Annotated in this window: 13 protein-coding genes; 12 read left to right on the top strand and 1 reads right to left on the bottom strand. The window is 46.2% G+C overall.

The window, feature by feature from the left end:
- Window positions 1–62: 62 nt before the first annotated feature.
- From AC27IJ_RS02405 to AC27IJ_RS02370, 8 genes are all read left to right on the top strand, one after another.
- Window positions 63–929, top strand: a complete 867-nt coding sequence (locus AC27IJ_RS02405; RefSeq protein WP_312446410.1) for a branched-chain amino acid ABC transporter permease — start codon at window positions 63–65, stop codon at window positions 927–929.
- A 15-nt stretch (window positions 930–944) separates the two neighbouring features.
- A complete protein-coding gene (locus AC27IJ_RS02400) occupies window positions 945–1,916 on the top strand; it encodes a branched-chain amino acid ABC transporter permease (RefSeq protein ID WP_312446412.1) in 972 nt (323 codons plus the stop codon).
- Entirely contained in the window at window positions 1,906–2,721 is an 816-nt protein-coding gene (locus AC27IJ_RS02395) for an ABC transporter ATP-binding protein (protein ID WP_312446414.1), read from the top strand. The genes AC27IJ_RS02400 and AC27IJ_RS02395 overlap by 11 nt, the downstream gene beginning before the upstream one ends.
- Entirely contained in the window at window positions 2,714–3,424 is a 711-nt protein-coding gene (locus AC27IJ_RS02390; protein ID WP_312446416.1) for an ABC transporter ATP-binding protein, read from the top strand. Before AC27IJ_RS02395 ends, AC27IJ_RS02390 begins: the two co-directional genes overlap by 8 nt.
- 42 nt (window positions 3,425–3,466) lie before the next feature.
- Window positions 3,467–4,483 carry a zinc-dependent alcohol dehydrogenase gene (locus tag AC27IJ_RS02385; protein ID WP_312446417.1) on the top strand — a complete coding sequence of 339 codons (1,017 nt, stop codon included), beginning with the start codon at window positions 3,467–3,469 and terminating at the stop codon, window positions 4,481–4,483.
- Between the two features lie 337 nt (window positions 4,484–4,820).
- Complete coding sequence (locus AC27IJ_RS02380) at window positions 4,821–7,424, top strand: cation-translocating P-type ATPase (RefSeq protein ID WP_487147366.1); 2,604 nt, start codon at window positions 4,821–4,823, stop codon at window positions 7,422–7,424.
- A 106-nt stretch (window positions 7,425–7,530) separates the two neighbouring features.
- Window positions 7,531–8,832, top strand: a complete 1,302-nt coding sequence (locus AC27IJ_RS02375; protein WP_312446540.1) for a DUF1576 domain-containing protein — start codon at window positions 7,531–7,533, stop codon at window positions 8,830–8,832.
- A gap of 56 nt (window positions 8,833–8,888) precedes the next feature.
- Window positions 8,889–10,772, top strand: a complete 1,884-nt coding sequence (locus AC27IJ_RS02370) for an ABC-F family ATP-binding cassette domain-containing protein (RefSeq protein WP_487147325.1) — start codon at window positions 8,889–8,891, stop codon at window positions 10,770–10,772.
- Window positions 10,773–10,902: 130 nt separating this feature from the next.
- Here the strand turns inward: AC27IJ_RS02370 and AC27IJ_RS02365 are convergent, their stop codons facing one another.
- Window positions 10,903–12,678 carry a methyl-accepting chemotaxis protein gene (locus AC27IJ_RS02365; RefSeq protein ID WP_312446420.1) on the bottom strand — a complete coding sequence of 592 codons (1,776 nt, stop codon included), beginning with the start codon at window positions 12,676–12,678 and terminating at the stop codon, window positions 10,903–10,905.
- 484 nt (window positions 12,679–13,162) lie between these two features.
- Here AC27IJ_RS02365 and AC27IJ_RS02360 point away from each other — a divergent pair, with 484 nt between their 5' ends.
- The 4 genes from AC27IJ_RS02360 (at window position 13,163) to AC27IJ_RS02345 (ending at window position 17,095) form a co-directional block, all read left to right on the top strand.
- Window positions 13,163–14,278 (top strand): carbohydrate kinase family protein, encoded by a 1,116-nt coding sequence (locus tag AC27IJ_RS02360; protein WP_487147324.1) that lies wholly within the window; start codon window positions 13,163–13,165, stop codon window positions 14,276–14,278.
- Between the two features lie 28 nt (window positions 14,279–14,306).
- Window positions 14,307–15,167, top strand: a complete 861-nt coding sequence (locus AC27IJ_RS02355; protein ID WP_487147323.1) for a class II fructose-bisphosphate aldolase — start codon at window positions 14,307–14,309, stop codon at window positions 15,165–15,167.
- A gap of 22 nt (window positions 15,168–15,189) precedes the next feature.
- Window positions 15,190–15,870: a D-lyxose/D-mannose family sugar isomerase gene (locus tag AC27IJ_RS02350; RefSeq protein WP_312446424.1), complete on the top strand. Its 681-nt coding sequence runs from the start codon at window positions 15,190–15,192 to the stop codon at window positions 15,868–15,870.
- Between the two features lie 133 nt (window positions 15,871–16,003).
- The gene (locus AC27IJ_RS02345; RefSeq protein WP_487147322.1) at window positions 16,004–17,095 is read left to right on the top strand and encodes a substrate-binding domain-containing protein; all 1,092 of its coding nucleotides are present in this window, start codon (window positions 16,004–16,006) and stop codon (window positions 17,093–17,095) included.
- Window positions 17,096–17,151: the final 56 nt, after the last annotated feature.

Raw genomic sequence — 17,151 nt, 5'->3', positions numbered from 1 at the left:
GTGAATGAACGGCACCCGGCGGCTTATAACTGCCGGGTGCTAATAACGAGGAGGTACTACATATGCAGGTATTTGTACAGCTTCTCATTACCGGTATTGCCATGGGCTTTATCTATGCTCTGGTAGGTATTGAGTACACTCTTATCTGGAACGCAACAGGATTATTGAATTTCAGCCATGATAAGTTCATCTTATTTGGAGCTTATATGTTTGCCGGTACCTATGTGTTAGGTCTCGGGCTTCCGCCGGTATTGGGAATTCTTTTTGCTGTTCTTACCATGTTTTTGTTTGGAATTGTCAGCGCATTTGTGATTTTTAACCCGCTCAGCAAGCTTTCCACCAATTTATTCGCCGTTATCGGAACGGTCATTCTTGGAAGGATCATGATAGAATCGGTCCGTCTGATCTGGGGCCCGCTTCCCTTTACTCTGGACAATTTCTTAAGAGGATCTATTCACTTCGGTTCTGTGGTGGTTTCAAAAGCCCATCTGGTGATTATTGTGGTATGTTCCCTGATTACCGCCGGCCTGCAGATTTTCTTTAAAACAACCAAGACAGGAAAAGCCATGCGCTGTGTATCGGAAAATAAAACGGCGGCTTCCTTAATGGGAATCAATGTTCCCATGAACATCGCTTTTACCATTGGTTTATCAGCGATTGTCTGCGCCACCATCGGAATCCTGGTAATTCCTATCTTCAATGTGGAGCTTCAAATGTCCTCCATGATCGGTTTAAAAGGCTTTGCCTCCGGTGTTATCGGTGGTTTTGGCTACCTTCCGGGAGCAATTGTGGGCGGCATACTTTTAGGACTTGTTGAAATTTTTGGAAGTATGCTGATTCCGTCGGTTTATAAAGACTGCCTGTCATTTGTACTGTTAATTATCTTCTTGTTGGTGAGGCCGTCAGGAATTCTGGGAAATAAGAGATAAGCGAGGAGGAAAGCAATGAAAATAAATAAATCATCGGTATTAATTGCAATAGCTGCGATAGCTCTGGCAGCGGTCCTACCCATGTTTATTTCCAATAACTATCATCTGAATCTGATGATCCAGGTGCTGATTAATATCATTATTGTAGTGGGCCTTAATTTTATTACCGGTCTTACCGGGCAGATGAATCTGGGAACAGCCGGTATTTTCTCTATGGGAGCATATACGTCTTCCCTGCTGGCTACGAGACTTGGGATCAATCCATGGATTTGCTTAATAGCGGCCGTGGGCATGGGACTTTTAATAGGAATGGGTCTTGGCTATCCTTCCTTAAGGGTATCCGGAGTATATCTGGCCCTTACTACCATTGGATTTTCTGAAATCGTCCGTATTCTGATGACGAATTTAACAGGTCTGACAGGGGGCGCGTTAGGTGTGACGGGAATTCCTCCGTTTTCCATATTGGGCCATAAATTCCAGACCAATAAAGAGATTTATTATCTCTACCTGATCATAGCGGTAATTCTTATCTTCAACGCATACAGGATTGTTAATTCCAAATGGGGACGGGCCTTCCTGGCAGTTAAGGATAATCCGGATGCTGTGGAAGCAGGAGGAATCAACATTGCCTCCATTAAGATTCTGGCGTTTACCCTTGCGGCCGTCTATGCAACAGTGGCAGGAAGTCTTTATGCCCATTACGTTGGTTTCATCAACCCCAGTGCGTATAATTTGGAGTATTCCATTAATTACGTTGTCATGCTGGTAATCGGAGGATTAGGCTCTGTGCCAGGCAATGTCCTCGGTGCCATTCTGGTCACTCTTGTGCCGGAATTTTTAAGATTCATGGAAAATTACTACTGGCTTGTATTTTCGATCATCACTCTGCTGTTTGTCATCTTTATGCCAAATGGGATCGTTTCTCTGTTTAAGGGAAAGAAGTGGACGGCAAAAGCAGGGAAAGGAGAGCAGGTAAATGGCAGATAACAGAGAAGGAAAATCCATTTTAACCTTAAATCATGTAACAAAACGCTTTTCCGGGCTGGTTGCAGTAAATGATCTGTCTCTGGATATGAAGGAACGCACCATTCATGCGCTGATCGGTCCAAACGGGGCAGGCAAGTCAACCGCTATCAACATGATCACCGGCCTTCTTCCGCTTACGGAGGGTGAGATCTACCATGAGAATACGAAAATAAGTGGCATGAGTGCTCATCAGATCGCCCGAACCAACTGCAGCCGGACATTCCAGAATTTAAAATTATACCGTTCCATGACGGTAAAGGAAAACTTAATGATGGGAAATATGACAGACCGGAAGCAAGGGTTTGTGCCCTTTCTGTTTGATATTAAGAACGCTTACAGAGAAGAAAAGCTGATGAATGAAAAAGCGGATCAGATTCTGGAGTTTATGGGATTAAAGGATCTGGCAGAAGAGTATCCGTCCAATATGCCTTACGGGAAACAGAAACTTACGGAGCTTGCCAGGTCTCTCATGTCAGACCCCAGACTGTTGTTCTTAGATGAACCTGCCGCAGGGCTGAATCCTTCCGAGCGTGTGGAATTTGTAAACATTATGCTAAAGGTATTTGATTCCGGCATTGATATTTTCCTCATTGAGCACAATATGGATGTTATCATGAATATCAGCAATTACATCACTGTTATTAACTTCGGCGCTAAAATTGCAGAAGGCACACCGGAAGAGATACAGCAGGATCCGGTGGTAATAAAGGCGTATTTGGGCGACCGGTATAAACAGAATATGGCAAGGGGGGCTTCACATGCTTAAGGTAAATGGCATTGACGTATATTATGGCAAGGTTCAGGCTCTGTTTGACGTATCCATTGAAGTAGGTGACAAAGAAATCGTATCCATCATCGGGGCCAATGGGGCAGGAAAGACTACCCTGATGAAGTCCATCATGGGAATCAATAAGCCCAAAAAGGGTACCATCGAATACAACGGTCAGGTAATAAGCGGTCTTCCTCCCCACAAGGTGGTAGGCAAAAAAATTGTTTATATTCCGGAAGGACGGGAAATTTTCCCCAATATGACCGTTCAGGAGAACTTAGAAATGGGCGCTTATTCCGTAAAGATGTCAAAAACGGAAATGGAACGGCATTTAGAAGAACAGTACGATATTTTTCCAAGGCTAAAGGAGCGGGCAAAGCAAAAAGCCGGTTCTATGTCAGGAGGCGAGCAGCAGATGTTAGCCATCGCAAGAGGGCTGATGTCAGACCCCCAGCTTTTGATGTTGGATGAGCCAAGCCTTGGCCTTGCTCCGGTAATTGTTGATGATATGTTTGATGTGATTGTCCGCGTGAACAAGGTGAGAAATATACCGATTGCGATCGTGGAGCAGAATGCATTTATGGCCATGTCCATATCTGACAGGACCTATGTACTTGAGGTGGGCAGTCTGGTTACCTGTGGAGAAAGCAAATCTTTGATGGATTCGGATGAAATCAAAAAAGCCTATCTGGGTGGCTGATGGCTTGTTGTTGTTGACATAATTTATGGAGGTAAAGGAACTATGCGCGCTATCTATTTAGAAGAACCGTGGAAGGTTGCATGTATTGACATTGAAAGACCAGAGCCAAAGGAAGGGCAGGCTCTGATAAAAGTAAGGGCAGCAGGTATCTGTGGAAGTGATATAGGCGCTTTCCGGGGAACCAACCCTTTGGTATCCTATCCAAGGATCATCGGCCATGAGGTTGTGGGTGAGGTAATATCCATTCCGGAGGACAACAAAAATGGAATCAAGGCAGGAGACCATGTGATCGTAGATCCCTATCTCTTCTGTGGAGAGTGTTATCCCTGTTCGATTGGACGTACCAACTGCTGTACCGATTTAAAGGTGCTTGGCGTCCATGTGGAGGGAGGAATGTCCGACTATATGGTACATCCGGCAGATATGCTGTGGAAGCTTCCAAAAGATATGCCTTGGGATATCGCACCTATGGCAGAGCCTCTTACCATTGCCCTGCATGGAATACACAGAGGAGGCTTAAAGAAAGGCGAACATGTGGCTATCATAGGGGCCGGCCCCATAGGCCTTCTGGCAGCCATGTCAGCTCTTGCTTACGAGGCAGAGCCCATTGTCATTGACGTTGTAGAAGAGCGCCTTTCTTTTGCGAGAGAGCTTGGAGTAAAATATACGATTCATTCAGCAGAAGAAAATCTGACAGAAAAGGTACTGGAATATACAAACGGACGCATGGCAGAGCTTGTTATGGAGTGTTCCGGCGCTAACCCGGCAGTTCGTTCTGCTCTGGACATTACAGCAAACGCAGGCCGGATTACTCTTACCGGATGGCCGAAAAAGGAGACCCCGCTCCCTACCGATATGATCACCAGAAAAGAAATCGATATCCGAGGAGCCCGTACCAGTGCCAATGAGTTTGAAGAAGCCATTGATCTGATCCATACGGGCAGGGTAGATGTAAGAAAAATACTGACCAAAACCGTTACAATGGAAGAAACTCCGGCAGTGATTGCTGACATTGAGCAAAATTCCGGTAATTATATGAAGGTTAACGTAATGCTTTGACAGATAGCAGGAGAAATTGATTGTTGACAAATGAGCCATTAGAACGTATAATTGTCTGGATCGAAGACAGAAGTATCTGATTTATAACTGAATACGCTTCATTAAGAGGGAGTAGTTTTAATGCATCATCAACATCCTGATTGCCAAAGGGCAGTCTGGTGGTGCATGCCAGACAATGGTTACCAGACTTTTAATGTATTTATTCTGAACTTTTCATATTTTCAGAATAAGTGCATTAAAAGTCTTTTTCTTTTTCTTTTTGGGGCAATAATAAATCAGAGACGGTATGTACATGATGATGCAGGCTGTCCGTATGGGCAGCAGAATGGAGGAAAGTTTGAAAGACTGGTATCAGAAAACAGAGGAAGAAGTATTAGAAGAGCTTCATACGTCAAAGGAAGGATTGAGCACGGAGGAAGCTGCCGGACTTCTTGCCAGCAAGGGAGAAAATATTCTGGAGGAGGGAAAGAAAAAAAGCACCCTTCAAGTATTTGCCGAGCAGTTCCGGGATCTGCTGGTGGTCATTCTGATTGCAGCGGCCGTCATTTCCATGCTTTCGGGAAATGCGGAAAGTACCATCGTTATTGTAGCGGTTATTGTATTAAATGCGGTTCTTGGGACAGTGCAGCATGAAAAAGCCCAGAAGTCCCTGGCCAGCTTAAAATCCTTATCATCACCGACAGCCAAGGTGATCCGGGGCGGTCAAAAGATTGAGATCGCTTCAAGAGGCGTGGTTCCGGGAGATATCCTGCTTTTGGAAGCCGGAGATATGGTAGTGGCTGATGGAAGAATTATTAATAATTATTCCCTGCAGGTAAACGAAAGCTCCTTAACCGGCGAATCCACCAATGTGGATAAGGAAGAGGGGACTCTTGAAACAGAATCGACTTTGGCAGACCGGACCAATATGGTTTATTCCGGAAGCCTGGTTACTTACGGCAGAGCGGTTGTGGCTGTCACCGGAACAGGAATGGATACGGAGATCGGAAAGATCGCCAGCCTGATGAACGCTACAAAGGAGAAGAAAACTCCTTTGCAGGTCAGCTTAGACCAGTTCTCCAGCCGCCTTGCCATGGTCATCATGGTAATCTGCGCCCTGGTGTTCCTGTTAAGCATTTACCGCAAAATGCCGCTTTTAGATTCCCTGATGTTTGCGGTGGCTCTTGCAGTCGCTGCCATACCGGAGGCCTTAAGCTCCATCGTAACCATTGTTCAGGCAATGGGAACCCAGCGGATGGCAAAGGAAAACGCTATCATTAAAGAATTAAAGGCAGTAGAAAGTCTGGGCTGCGTTTCTGTCATCTGTTCCGATAAGACCGGAACCCTGACCCAGAATAAGATGACTGTACAGGAAATCTATGTGGACGGCAAAGTCTGTAAGCCGGATGAGTTAGATCTTCGCAACCAGCTCCACCGGTACCTTCTTTATGATGCGGTGCTGACCAATGATTCCTCCATTGTGGAGGGAAAGGGGATCGGAGATCCTACGGAGTATGCCCTTCTTGAAATGACGGGAAAAATCAGCTTAAGCCATGATCTCATCAGGGAAATGATGCACCGCTTAGAAGAGCTTCCCTTTGATTCCGACCGGAAGCTGATGAGCACCAAATATCATCTCCATGGGGTTCCTACCGTACTGACAAAGGGCGCGGTGGATGTATTGCTGTACCGGACCACCCGTATCCGTACCGCTGAGGGAGTCAGGGAACTGACAGAAAAGGACAGGGAGGAGATCCTTGAGCAGAATATGAGATTTTCAGAAAATGGACTTCGGGTGCTTGCCTTTGCCTATAAGGAAGTGGAAGAAGACCATGTGCTTTCTTTAAATTCTGAAAACGGTTTTATCTTCATTGGGCTCATTTCCATGGTCGATCCGCCGAGAGAGGAATCCAAAGAAGCGGTAGCCGATGCCAAACGGGCAGGAATCCGGCCGGTAATGATCACCGGAGATCATAAGATCACGGCGACTGCCATAGCAAGGCAGATCGGTATTTTCGAAAAAGGAGACATGGCTGTGACCGGCGCGGAATTAGACGCCATGAGTGATGAAGAGCTGGACTCAAATATTGCAAAGACCTCCGTATATGCCAGAGTATCGCCGGAAAATAAGATCCGGATTGTGGATGCATGGCAGCGGCGGGGAAATGTTGTTTCCATGACAGGAGACGGTGTCAATGATGCGCCTGCTTTAAAGAAGGCCGACATTGGAGTCGCTATGGGAATCACCGGTACAGAGGTTTCCAAGGATGCTGCGTCCATGATACTGGCAGATGACAATTTTGCAACCATTATAAAGGCAGTTGCCAACGGCCGTAATGTGTACAGGAACATAAAAAACGCCATTCAGTTTTTGCTTTCCGGAAACATGGCGGGAATCCTTTCCGTCCTTTATACATCCATTATGGCACTTCCTATCCCCTTTGCTCCGGTTCATCTGCTGTTCATTAACTTGCTTACGGACTCCCTTCCGGCAATCGCCATTGGTATGGAGCCTGCGGAGCATGGCTTGCTTAACAAGAAGCCAAGAGATCCTAAAGAGGGAATCTTATCCAAAGAATTTATGCTTAAGTTACTGGCACAGGGCACATTGATTGCCGTGTGTACCATGACGGCTTTCCATATTGGTTTAAATCAGGGCAGTGCAGCCACAGCCAGCACCATGGCTTTTTGTACCCTGACACTTTCCCGTTTGTTCCATGGATTTAACTGCAGAAGCCGCAGTTCCATTTTCCGGCTGGGCTTTGCAAGCAACTGGTACAGCCTGGGAGCATTCCTGGCAGGTGTTGTCCTGTTAAGTCTTGTCATGTTTGTACCTGTTCTTGAAAAGCTTTTTTCCGTTACGCCTCTATCGGCCGGCCAGATCGGCATTGTATATGGCCTTGCGGTCATCCCTACGGCAATCATACAGCTTGTAAAAGTCATAAAAGAAAACAGGAAATAATTTCTTGAAAAAAAGAGGTTCAGCCATGAAAAAAGTGTTGAACCTCTTTTCTAAAAATGATAAAATATTTCATAACCTAAAATCTAATATAGAAGAAAGGAACGACATGACAGGACAACTTTCATTAAAAGTAAGAAATTGCGGACCGCTGTCCAGGCGGACGAAATTCCAGATTCTTGCCCTGGTGCCGATTTATTTTATTGTTGCAGGCCTCTTGCTGCAGCCGTTTGATGAAATCTTTAAGGGTATCATTACGATTGTCAGGGAGCCGGATTTCCTGATTACGGATTATTTTGCTATTGGAGGCGTAGGAGCTGCGTTTGTCAACGCGGGTGTATTAACTTTATTAAGCATTGCAATTGTTTATTTTCTAGGTATGGAGATGAGCGGCCATACTATAACTTCATGCTTTCTTATGTTTGGTTTTTCCCTGTTTGGGAAAAATATCATGAACATATGGGCTATTATGATGGGTATCTGCCTGTATTCTTATTATCATAAAACTTCCATAACACGATATATTTATGTTGGCTTTTACGGGACTTGTCTGTCCCCGATCATCACTCAGACCATGCAGATCGGCCACCTTCCTTTGGCGGCCAGGCTGATTCTGAGTATTTTTATCGGATTGAGCATTGGATTTGTGCTCCCGCCCTTATCCACCCATACTCACGATGCCCATAAAGGGTATTCCCTTTATAATGTGGGTTTTTCCGCCGGAATCATTGCCACGGTCATTGTATCCCTGATGAAATCCTTCGGAATTTCCACAGAGGAAAGACTGATCTGGTTTGAGGGCGACAATGTGCTTTTTGCAAGGCTGCTTCTGTTTTTGTTCCTCAGTATGGTGATTTTTGCATTTCTGTTGTCCAAGAATGTTGGAAAGCGTTATCTGAACATACTTAAATCCTATGGTATCAGCGGAACCGATTATGTAAAGAGCGATGGATTTGCGCCTACGCTGCTGAACATGGGGGTTAACGGTATTGCAGCGACACTGCTCCTTCTCATGACAGGCGGAGCTTTAAACGGACCTACCATTGGCGGGATATTTACCATTGTAGGCTTCAGTGCAACAGGGAAACATCTTCGAAACATATTTCCCATCATGGTGGGAGTGATTCTCGGAGGGTATATCCAAAACTGGGAGATTACGGATCCAAGTGCCCTTTTAGCGCTTTTGCTGTCCACGACCCTGGCGCCGATTGCCGGTGAGTTCGGTATTGTTGCGGGTGTTATAGCCGGATTTCTTCATTCTGCCGTTGCCCTTAACGTGGGCATTGTTTACGGCGGTCTGAACCTTTATAATAATGGCTTTGCAGGAGGCCTTATTGCCACCTTTATGGTGCCGGTGCTCCAGTCCATCCGGGACAAAAGCGCGCGGGCCAAGGCCCATATGTCATTATAGTTTCATGAGATATGAAAGTTAAACAGAAAAAAATGTAAGAACAGAGGAATTTAAAAATGCTGTATCAGATAAAGGATGGGACTGTTACTGCCGGAGGCAGCCTGATCCTGTCACACATTGATTTTGAAATACACGGCAAGGAAAAGATCGCTGTGGTAGGAAACAATGGAGCCGGAAAAACCACGCTTTTAAGGCTGATAGCCGGAGAATTGGATATGGACCGGGATGACAAGCGGGAAGGCCCTGGAATCACCAGTTCCAGAAAACTGACCGTAGGATACTTAAAACAGCAGACGTTTGAGGATAAAGGCAGGACAGTAGAAGAAGAACTGCTGTCCTCTTGTCCGTATGGGGATTCTTTTGCTGTGGAGCGGTTTGAGTATGAACGGGAATATGATACGTTGTTTACCGGGTTTGGATTTACAAAGGAAGATAAGAAGAAAAGGATTTCCCAGTTTTCCGGCGGAGAGCAGACCAAGATTGCCCTTATCCGCCATTTGCTTTTAAAACCGGATATCCTGCTCTTAGACGAGCCTACCAATCATCTGGATATTCAGGCAACGGAATGGTTGGAGCAGTATATGGAGCAATATGAAAAATCAGTGGTAATGGTATCCCATGACCGCTTTTTCCTTGACCAGACGGCATCTGTGATATATGAACTGTCCGGAAAAAGGCTTACCCGGTACCCGGGAAACTATACCCATTACCGGGAGGAAAAGAGGAAGGCGGTCAAGATACAGACAAAGGCTTATGAACGGCAGCAGGAAGAGATCAAACGCTTAAATGATCTGGTGGAACGGTTTAAGAATAAGCCCCGCAAGGCTGCGTTTGCCAGGGCAAAAAGAAAGACAATAGAAAGGATGGGCCAGGCGGTAAAGCCGATGGAAGATGATATCCATATGTTCACAGGGCCTTTGGAACCGGCTTTCTTAGGCAGTAAATGGGTTTTTGAAGCAGAACACTTGAAAATCGGTTATGACCATCCTCTTATGGAGCTGACTATGAGGATCCGCAGGGGGCAGAAGATAGGGATCCTTGGCCCAAACGGGGCCGGAAAAAGCACCTTTTTGAAAACAGTGGCAGGTCTTATTCCTCCTGTTTCCGGAGATCATTCCCTGGGAAACCAGATTACCATCGGCTATTTTGACCAGCATTCTTCGGAAATTGATTCCGATAAATCCGTTGCCCGGCATTTCCATGATTTGTTCCCTTCCCTGACAGAAAAAGAAGTACGAAGCATATTGGGGTCATACTTGTTTGGAGGGAAAGAGGCTGGAAAACGAGTGGGCCTCCTGTCAGGAGGAGAAAAAGCAAGGCTTGTCCTGGCAGAGCTTTTGCAGAGCAGGCCAAATTTTCTGATTCTGGATGAACCCACCAACCACATGGATATCAGAGCAAAGGAAACCCTGGAATCCGCATTCCGGGCTTATACGGGCACCATTCTGTTTGTATCCCATGACCGCTATTTTTTAAGCCGGGTTGCTGAATCGGTCCTCATCTTTGAGAACCAGTCCGCTTTTTACTATCCATTCGGTTATGAGCATTATCTGGAACGGAGCAGAAGGGCAGAGAATGGAGAAGGCCTTGCAGCACAGATAAGAGCAGAGGAGCAGGCTCTGATCGCCGGAATACGGGGAGTCCCCAAGGCAGAAAAGCACAGGCTGAGAGAGATACCGGTGGAAGAAGCCTATTTGGACTGGAAGCTTGGGCTGGTCCTGGAACGGCTTTTGCCGGCAAGGGACAGGGTGATGGAATTGACTGCTGTAATGGCTGAGAGGAAGGAAAGGTGGCTGGAATCGGAAGGCTTCTGGAAGGAAGGCGAGTGGGAAGAGTCCGTCCGTTATGAGGAGCTAAAGGAAGAGCTGCAAAAGGCATGGGAGGCCTGGCATGAGCTGTGCCTGGAATGGTTTGATACGGCTTATGAGGAAGGGATGTGAAAGTCTGCCGAAGTATGTTTGTATAGTCAGCTTACACAATAAAACAGGTTTACGGCATAAAAAATGAGCTTTGAAATGGTTTTTAGACCAATCAAGGCTCATTTTTTTATATATTATATTACTTACTCAATCAATACTTGCCGGAATAATCATAGGCTGTTGCCGTTTTAGCATAAAATTCAGGTTCTGCGCTCTCAAAGGAAGGGACATATTCTTTATGAAAATCAACTTGCTCTCCGTTTAACTTAAATCTTCCGACTTCCTGCTGCAGTGTCTGGGACTGGGCAGCCAGCTCTTCGCTGGAAGCGGAGCTTTCTTCTGCGGTTGCTGCGTTTGTCTGTATTACTGCAGATACCTGTGACAGACCCTGGTTGATCTGTTCGATTGCCATGACCTGCTCGGAAGAAGCTGATTCGATTTCCTGGATCGCCTGCTCCACAAACCTTGACTTTTCCTCAACTTCCTTAAGGATTCTTGCAGTATCAACTGACATTTGTCTGCCTTCTGTAACGGCTTCTACGGAATGGACGATAAGGTTTGCCGTCTCTTTTGCCGCTTCAGCAGATTTGATTGCAAGGTTGCGCACTTCATCTGCCACCACTGCAAATCCTTTTCCGGCGCTGCCGGCACGTGCGGCTTCAATTGCGGCATTTAAGGCAAGAATATTTGTCTGGAAGGCAATGTCCTCAATCACTTTCGTTATGTTGGAAATTTCTTCGGAAGCTGCGTTAATCTTACTCATAGAATCGTTCAGGCTTTGCATGCGTGTATTGCTTTCATTGACTCCGGCTCCGTTTTGCTCTACGTACTTATATGCAACACGGACATTGTCTGCATTTTGGCTCGCCTGTCTTGATACTGTTGTAATGGCGGCGTTAAGTTCTTCCACGGTTGCGGCCTGTTCCGTTGAACCGGAAGCCAGAGCCTGTGCTGCGGAGGCCACCTGCCCTGCGCCGCTGCTGACCTGATCGGCGGCTGTGCTTATAAGAAGCAGGGTCCGGTTGAGATCCTTTTCAATTTTGCGAAGTGCAAGTCCAAGAACATCTTCCTCAGAACGAAGGGGAACTTCCTGTGTAAAATCCCCGTTGCTGATTTTTTCAGCGATGAGCACCTGATCCCGGATGCCAGCAAGCATGGCGGTAAAAGAGGAGGCAAGCTGACCGGTCTCATCTTTGGAGTTAACATCCTTTAAGTCAACATCCACATGTCCAAGAGCGATTTTGTCGGCAGCCTTTACAATCTGCCCGATAGGCAGGCTGATCATGCGGGAAATTCTTAAGCCCAGGTATATGGCAATGGCTGTTCCGGCTAAAAGGATGACGCATAGAACAACGGTCAGGATGATTGCGGTAGAATCGTTGGTTTTACTGGTCTCGTTAGCCACCCTCATCCGGACATCCACCAGCTTGTCAAAGTTATCAAACATCTTTTGGATGTTGTCCTTCTCATTATCAAAAGCGTGCAATGCCGTGTCTTTAGACCCCTGTTTAGCTACGTTTAAGCATTTTTGGATGGAGGGATCAAAGGAATCCGTAAATAATTGGGTTGCTTCATCTATTAAAGTGAGGGCTTCTGTATTCTTGATACTTGTCCGGTACTCGGCGGAACTGCTAAGAAAGTTGTTCTTTGCTTCCACATAGTTTTTTTCCAGAGATTGCAGTTCCATGGTATCACCGGCATGGCTGGCCATTGCGTTGGCATCTGCACGAAGCTGATACAGGTTTTTGGTGGCAATGATTAAGTCCTTCATGGGAACCGTCTGCTCTTTGTACAAATAGGTGTCCATCTTGTTGATTTGAGACATGCCCAAAATCCCTGTGATGCCGATCACAAGCATAATAAAGACCATGCTGAGAAAGGCTGTAAGTAATTTCCTGGTGATGCTGTAGTCATTGAATTTCTTCATATTGATACCTCCTAGTTTTTCGTCTGCAACTTATGTATGATTTTTCCATTTGGACTGTCATGTTCCTCAAAACACATATACATACGACGTCTGAAGCCCCGTTTTCGGTATACAATATGAACCCATATTTTGTGAACATCCCAAATCAGCAGTTTTACCAAAACCCTGCCATCCTTTTTTTGACAAATATCGACAATGTTCATTATATAATACATAATTATTGTTTGTCAATCTAAAGAAAAAGAGTGTTAAATATGGGGTTTTATTTTGTTTTGATAGAAAATAAAAAGTATTGCATGCAGATTTTAATATATTCAACATCAGAAATTTCGGCATAGAATAAAAGAGATGTTATTTTTAAAAATATTGTGCAATATACACATGACAATTGTCATATAACTCATTACATTAGTAATAAATGCATAAAAAATATTGACTTTTTCTCTGGAGTTGTTATGATGATTACAGAGAGAGGGGGTTAAACATGAATTATCAGGAAGGGAAGAAAAAAATTGTGGTGGCCGGACATATTTCCCTGGACATTACGCCGGTTTTTAAAAACAGCGGTGACCAGAAGTTTTCTGCGCTTTTGCGTCCGGGAAAGCTGCTGCGTGTGGGAAAGGCGCAGGTATCCACAGGAGGGGCTGTTTCCAATACGGGCCTGGGTCTTTATGCACTGGGAGCCGACGTACTTTTGATGGCAAAGGTTGGAAATGATGATTTTGGCCTGATATTAAAAGAAAAGATCAGACAAAGCGGATGTGAGAGCAGCATCCCGGCAGTGGAGGGGGAATCCTCATCTTATACGGTGGTGATAGCTCCAAAGGGATTTGACCGTTTTTTTCTCCATGATCCCGGGTGCAATGATACGTTTTGCTGCGATGATGTGGATTTTGAGCTGGTGTCCGGGGCGTCCCACTTTCATTTTGGATATCCCACGCTGATGCGCAGATTTTACCAGAATAACGGAAAAGAGCTGGCCTGCCTTTTCAAGCGGGTCAAGGAGCTTTCCCTTACCACATCCCTGGATTTAACGGCAGTTGACCCGGATTCTGAGGCGGCTGGCTGTGACTGGGAGCGGATTCTGGCATCTGTGCTTCCTTATGTGGATTTTTTTGTCCCAAGCATTGAAGAACTGGGATACATGCTTGACAGAAAGCTCTATGACAAATGGCAGGAAAAGGCAAGAGGGGAAGACATCACTTCCATACTTTCCCTAAGTGAGGATGTAGAGGTTTTAGCGGACCGGGCTTTGAGTCTGGGAGCAAAAACCGTATTGTTGAAATGCGGGGCGGCCGGCATGTTTTTAAAGACTGCACCGGAGCATTTTATGGAAGGATGGGACGGCATTGCCATTTTCCAGAACAGCTTTGTGCCTGACCGGATCCTTTCGGCAACCGGAGCAGGGGATACGAGCATTGCCGCATTTATAAAGGCCATGCTGGATGGATTAGGGCCAAAGGAGTGTCTGGAGCTTGCGGCCGCAACCGGAGCTTCCTGCGTGACGGCTTATGATGCCGTCAGCGGACTTCTGCCCTTTGAAGCCCTGAGGGAAAAGATACAAAACGGGTGGGAACAGCAGAAAATCATCCGCCCATAAAAAAATTATAAAACAGGAGGAAAAAGATATGCTGATCACGATGAAAGCCATATTAGAGCTGGCGGATGCAAAAAACATAGCAATAGGGGCATTTAACATTACTTCCCTGGAGGGGATCCAGGCAGTGCTTGAGGCTTCGGAAGAATTAAACCAGCCGGTAATCCTGCAGTTTGCCCCGGTACATGAAGCCATCATCCCCTTGTCAGTCATAGGTCCCATCATGCTCATGATGGCGGAAAATGCTGCGGTGCCGGTAGCAGTGCATCTGGATCACGGCGACGATTTAAGCATACTGAAGAAGGCCCTGGATATGGGATTTACTTCGGTCATGTATGACGGCTCTGCCCTGTCCTTTGAGGAGAATGCGGCCAACACAAGGATCGCAGTCCAGATGGCAGAGGTATATGGAGCATCCGTGGAGGCGGAGATCGGCGCCATGGGAAGACAGGAATTCTCCAGCATAGGTGAAGGGGAAGAGGGAGAAGCCACGGAAGGCTGCTACACAGACCCGGAACAGGCGGAGAGATTTGTAATGACAACGGGTATCGATGCCCTGGCATGCTCTTTTGGCACGGTACACGGACTTTACCTTACGGAACCAAAGCTGGATTTTGACCGGATCAGCCAGATACGGACCCGGATCGGACTTCCTATTGTTATGCATGGAGGCTCCGGCGTCAGTGACCAGGACTTCAAGAAGTGTATCGAAAACGGTGTCCGCAAGATCAATTACTATACATACTTAGCCAAGGCAGGCGGGATGCATGTAAAGGAAAAGGCCATGGAGGCGGAAGGATACGTATATTATCACGATGTGACCTTATGGGGCATTGAAGCCATGAAAATGGATGTGCTTCATACCATAAAGATATTTTCCAATTTGAAATAAGAAAGGGTTCAGGAGGTATCAGATGAAACGTTCAGAGATTAACAAAGCATTAAGGGATATGGAAGAGATGACAAAGGCATGCAGCTTTGCCCTTCCCCCCTTTTGCAGTTTTACGCCGGAGGAGTGGAAGGAAAAGGGCCATGACTATGATGAAATCCGCGACAACATGCTGGGTTGGGACATTACGGACTTTGGAATGAACGACTTTGATAAAGTGGGATTTTCCCTGATCACACTGCGAAACGGCAATGTGAACTTGGAGAAGTATGCAAAAACTTATGCGGAAAAGCTGCTTTATATAAAGAAAGGCCAAACCGCGGCCATGCATTTTCACTGGAATAAAATGGAGGATATTATCAACCGGGGCGGAGGCAATGTGCTCATCCGTGTCTATGAGTCAACAGCGGATGGGGAATTTGCGGATGGGGATGTGACCGTTCACAGCGACGGGCGGGAATACAAGGTGGCCGCAGGGACTCAGGTAAAGCTGTGTCCGGGGGAAAGCATTACCATCTATCCCGGACTGTATCACGATTTTGAGCTGGAGCCGGGAAGCGGTCCTGTTCTTTTGGGAGAGGTATCCATGTGCAATGATGACAATGGGGATAACCGGTTTTATCTGCCTGCCGGGCGATTCCCGGAAATAGAAGAGGATGAGCCTCCCTACCGCCTTCTTTGCAATGAATATCCGGCAGCAAAATGAGACTGGGAAAATAAAGATGTTACATTTGTCACATAAAACTCATTACATTGTGCACATGTTTTAAAAATAAACTCGTGATATGATAAAAATGTAGCAATTACAACAAACAAAATGTGTACAAGGAGGATGTAACATGAAAAAAAGCACAAAAAAATTAACTGCAATGTTGATTTGTGCAGCTCTTGCAGGAATTTCACTGGCAGGGTGTAGCAATGGGGAGCCAGAGACGAAAGCGCCTGAAACAACGGCAGCCGCCACTACGGCAGCAGAGACAACAGCCGCCGCCGCCGCAGAGACCAAGGCAGCGGTGAAATTCGACGCCGGTGTCAATATGGCTGATGCAAATGTGAAGAAAAAAGACCCAAGCAAACACTACAAATTCGGATATACCTGTATGGATGGCACAAACCCATTCTTCGTTACCATTGAGAAGACCATGAGGGAAATGGTTGAGGCCCAGGGCGATGAGCTTATTTCCGTGGACCCGGCCAATGATGTAACCCTTCAGATCACCCAGGTGGAAGATTTGATTTCCCAGAGTATTGATGCCATGTTTATGAACCCGGCCGAGGCAGAAGGCATTCTTCCGGCCCTGGACCAGTTAAAGGCGGCAAATGTTCCCATCGTAGGCTTTGATACGGAAGTGGCTGACTTATCCTATTTAATTTCCTATACAGGATCCGATAACTATAACGCCGGTTATGTATGCGGCGAGGATTTAGTTAAGAAATGCCCGGACGGCGGAGATATCATCGTGCTGGATTCCCCAACCATGAATTCAGTAACCGACAGAACCAACGGATTCTTAGATGCGATCAAAGGACATAACTTTAACATCGTGGCCCAGCAGGATGCAAAGGGCAATTTACAGGTTGCCATGGGCATTGCAGAAGACCTTCTTCAGGCACACGGTGATGTAGTTGCTATTTTCGGCGGCAACGATCCGACAGCACTTGGAGCCCTGGCAGCAGCCAATGCGGCAGGCATTAAGGACTGCAAGATTTACGGTGTTGACGGTTCTCCTGACATCAAGGCAGAAATGGCTACCGGCGATTCCCTCATTGAAGGAAGCGGCGCACAGTCACCGGTTAAGATCGCACAGTCTGCAGTAAATATTATGTATTCTTATTTAAATGGCGATAAAGTAGATGACCGTTATCCGGTAGAAACCTTCCTGATCACATCTGATAATGTAAAGGACTACGGAACTGACGGCTGGCAGTAACAGAAACTTTGAAAGTGCTGTGGGAGGGCGTCTCAAAACAGGAGAAACATTGGGTT

The organism is Lacrimispora sp. YZC11, from assembly GCF_057543815.1.
This window is presented reverse-complemented; position numbering and strand designations above follow the sequence as displayed.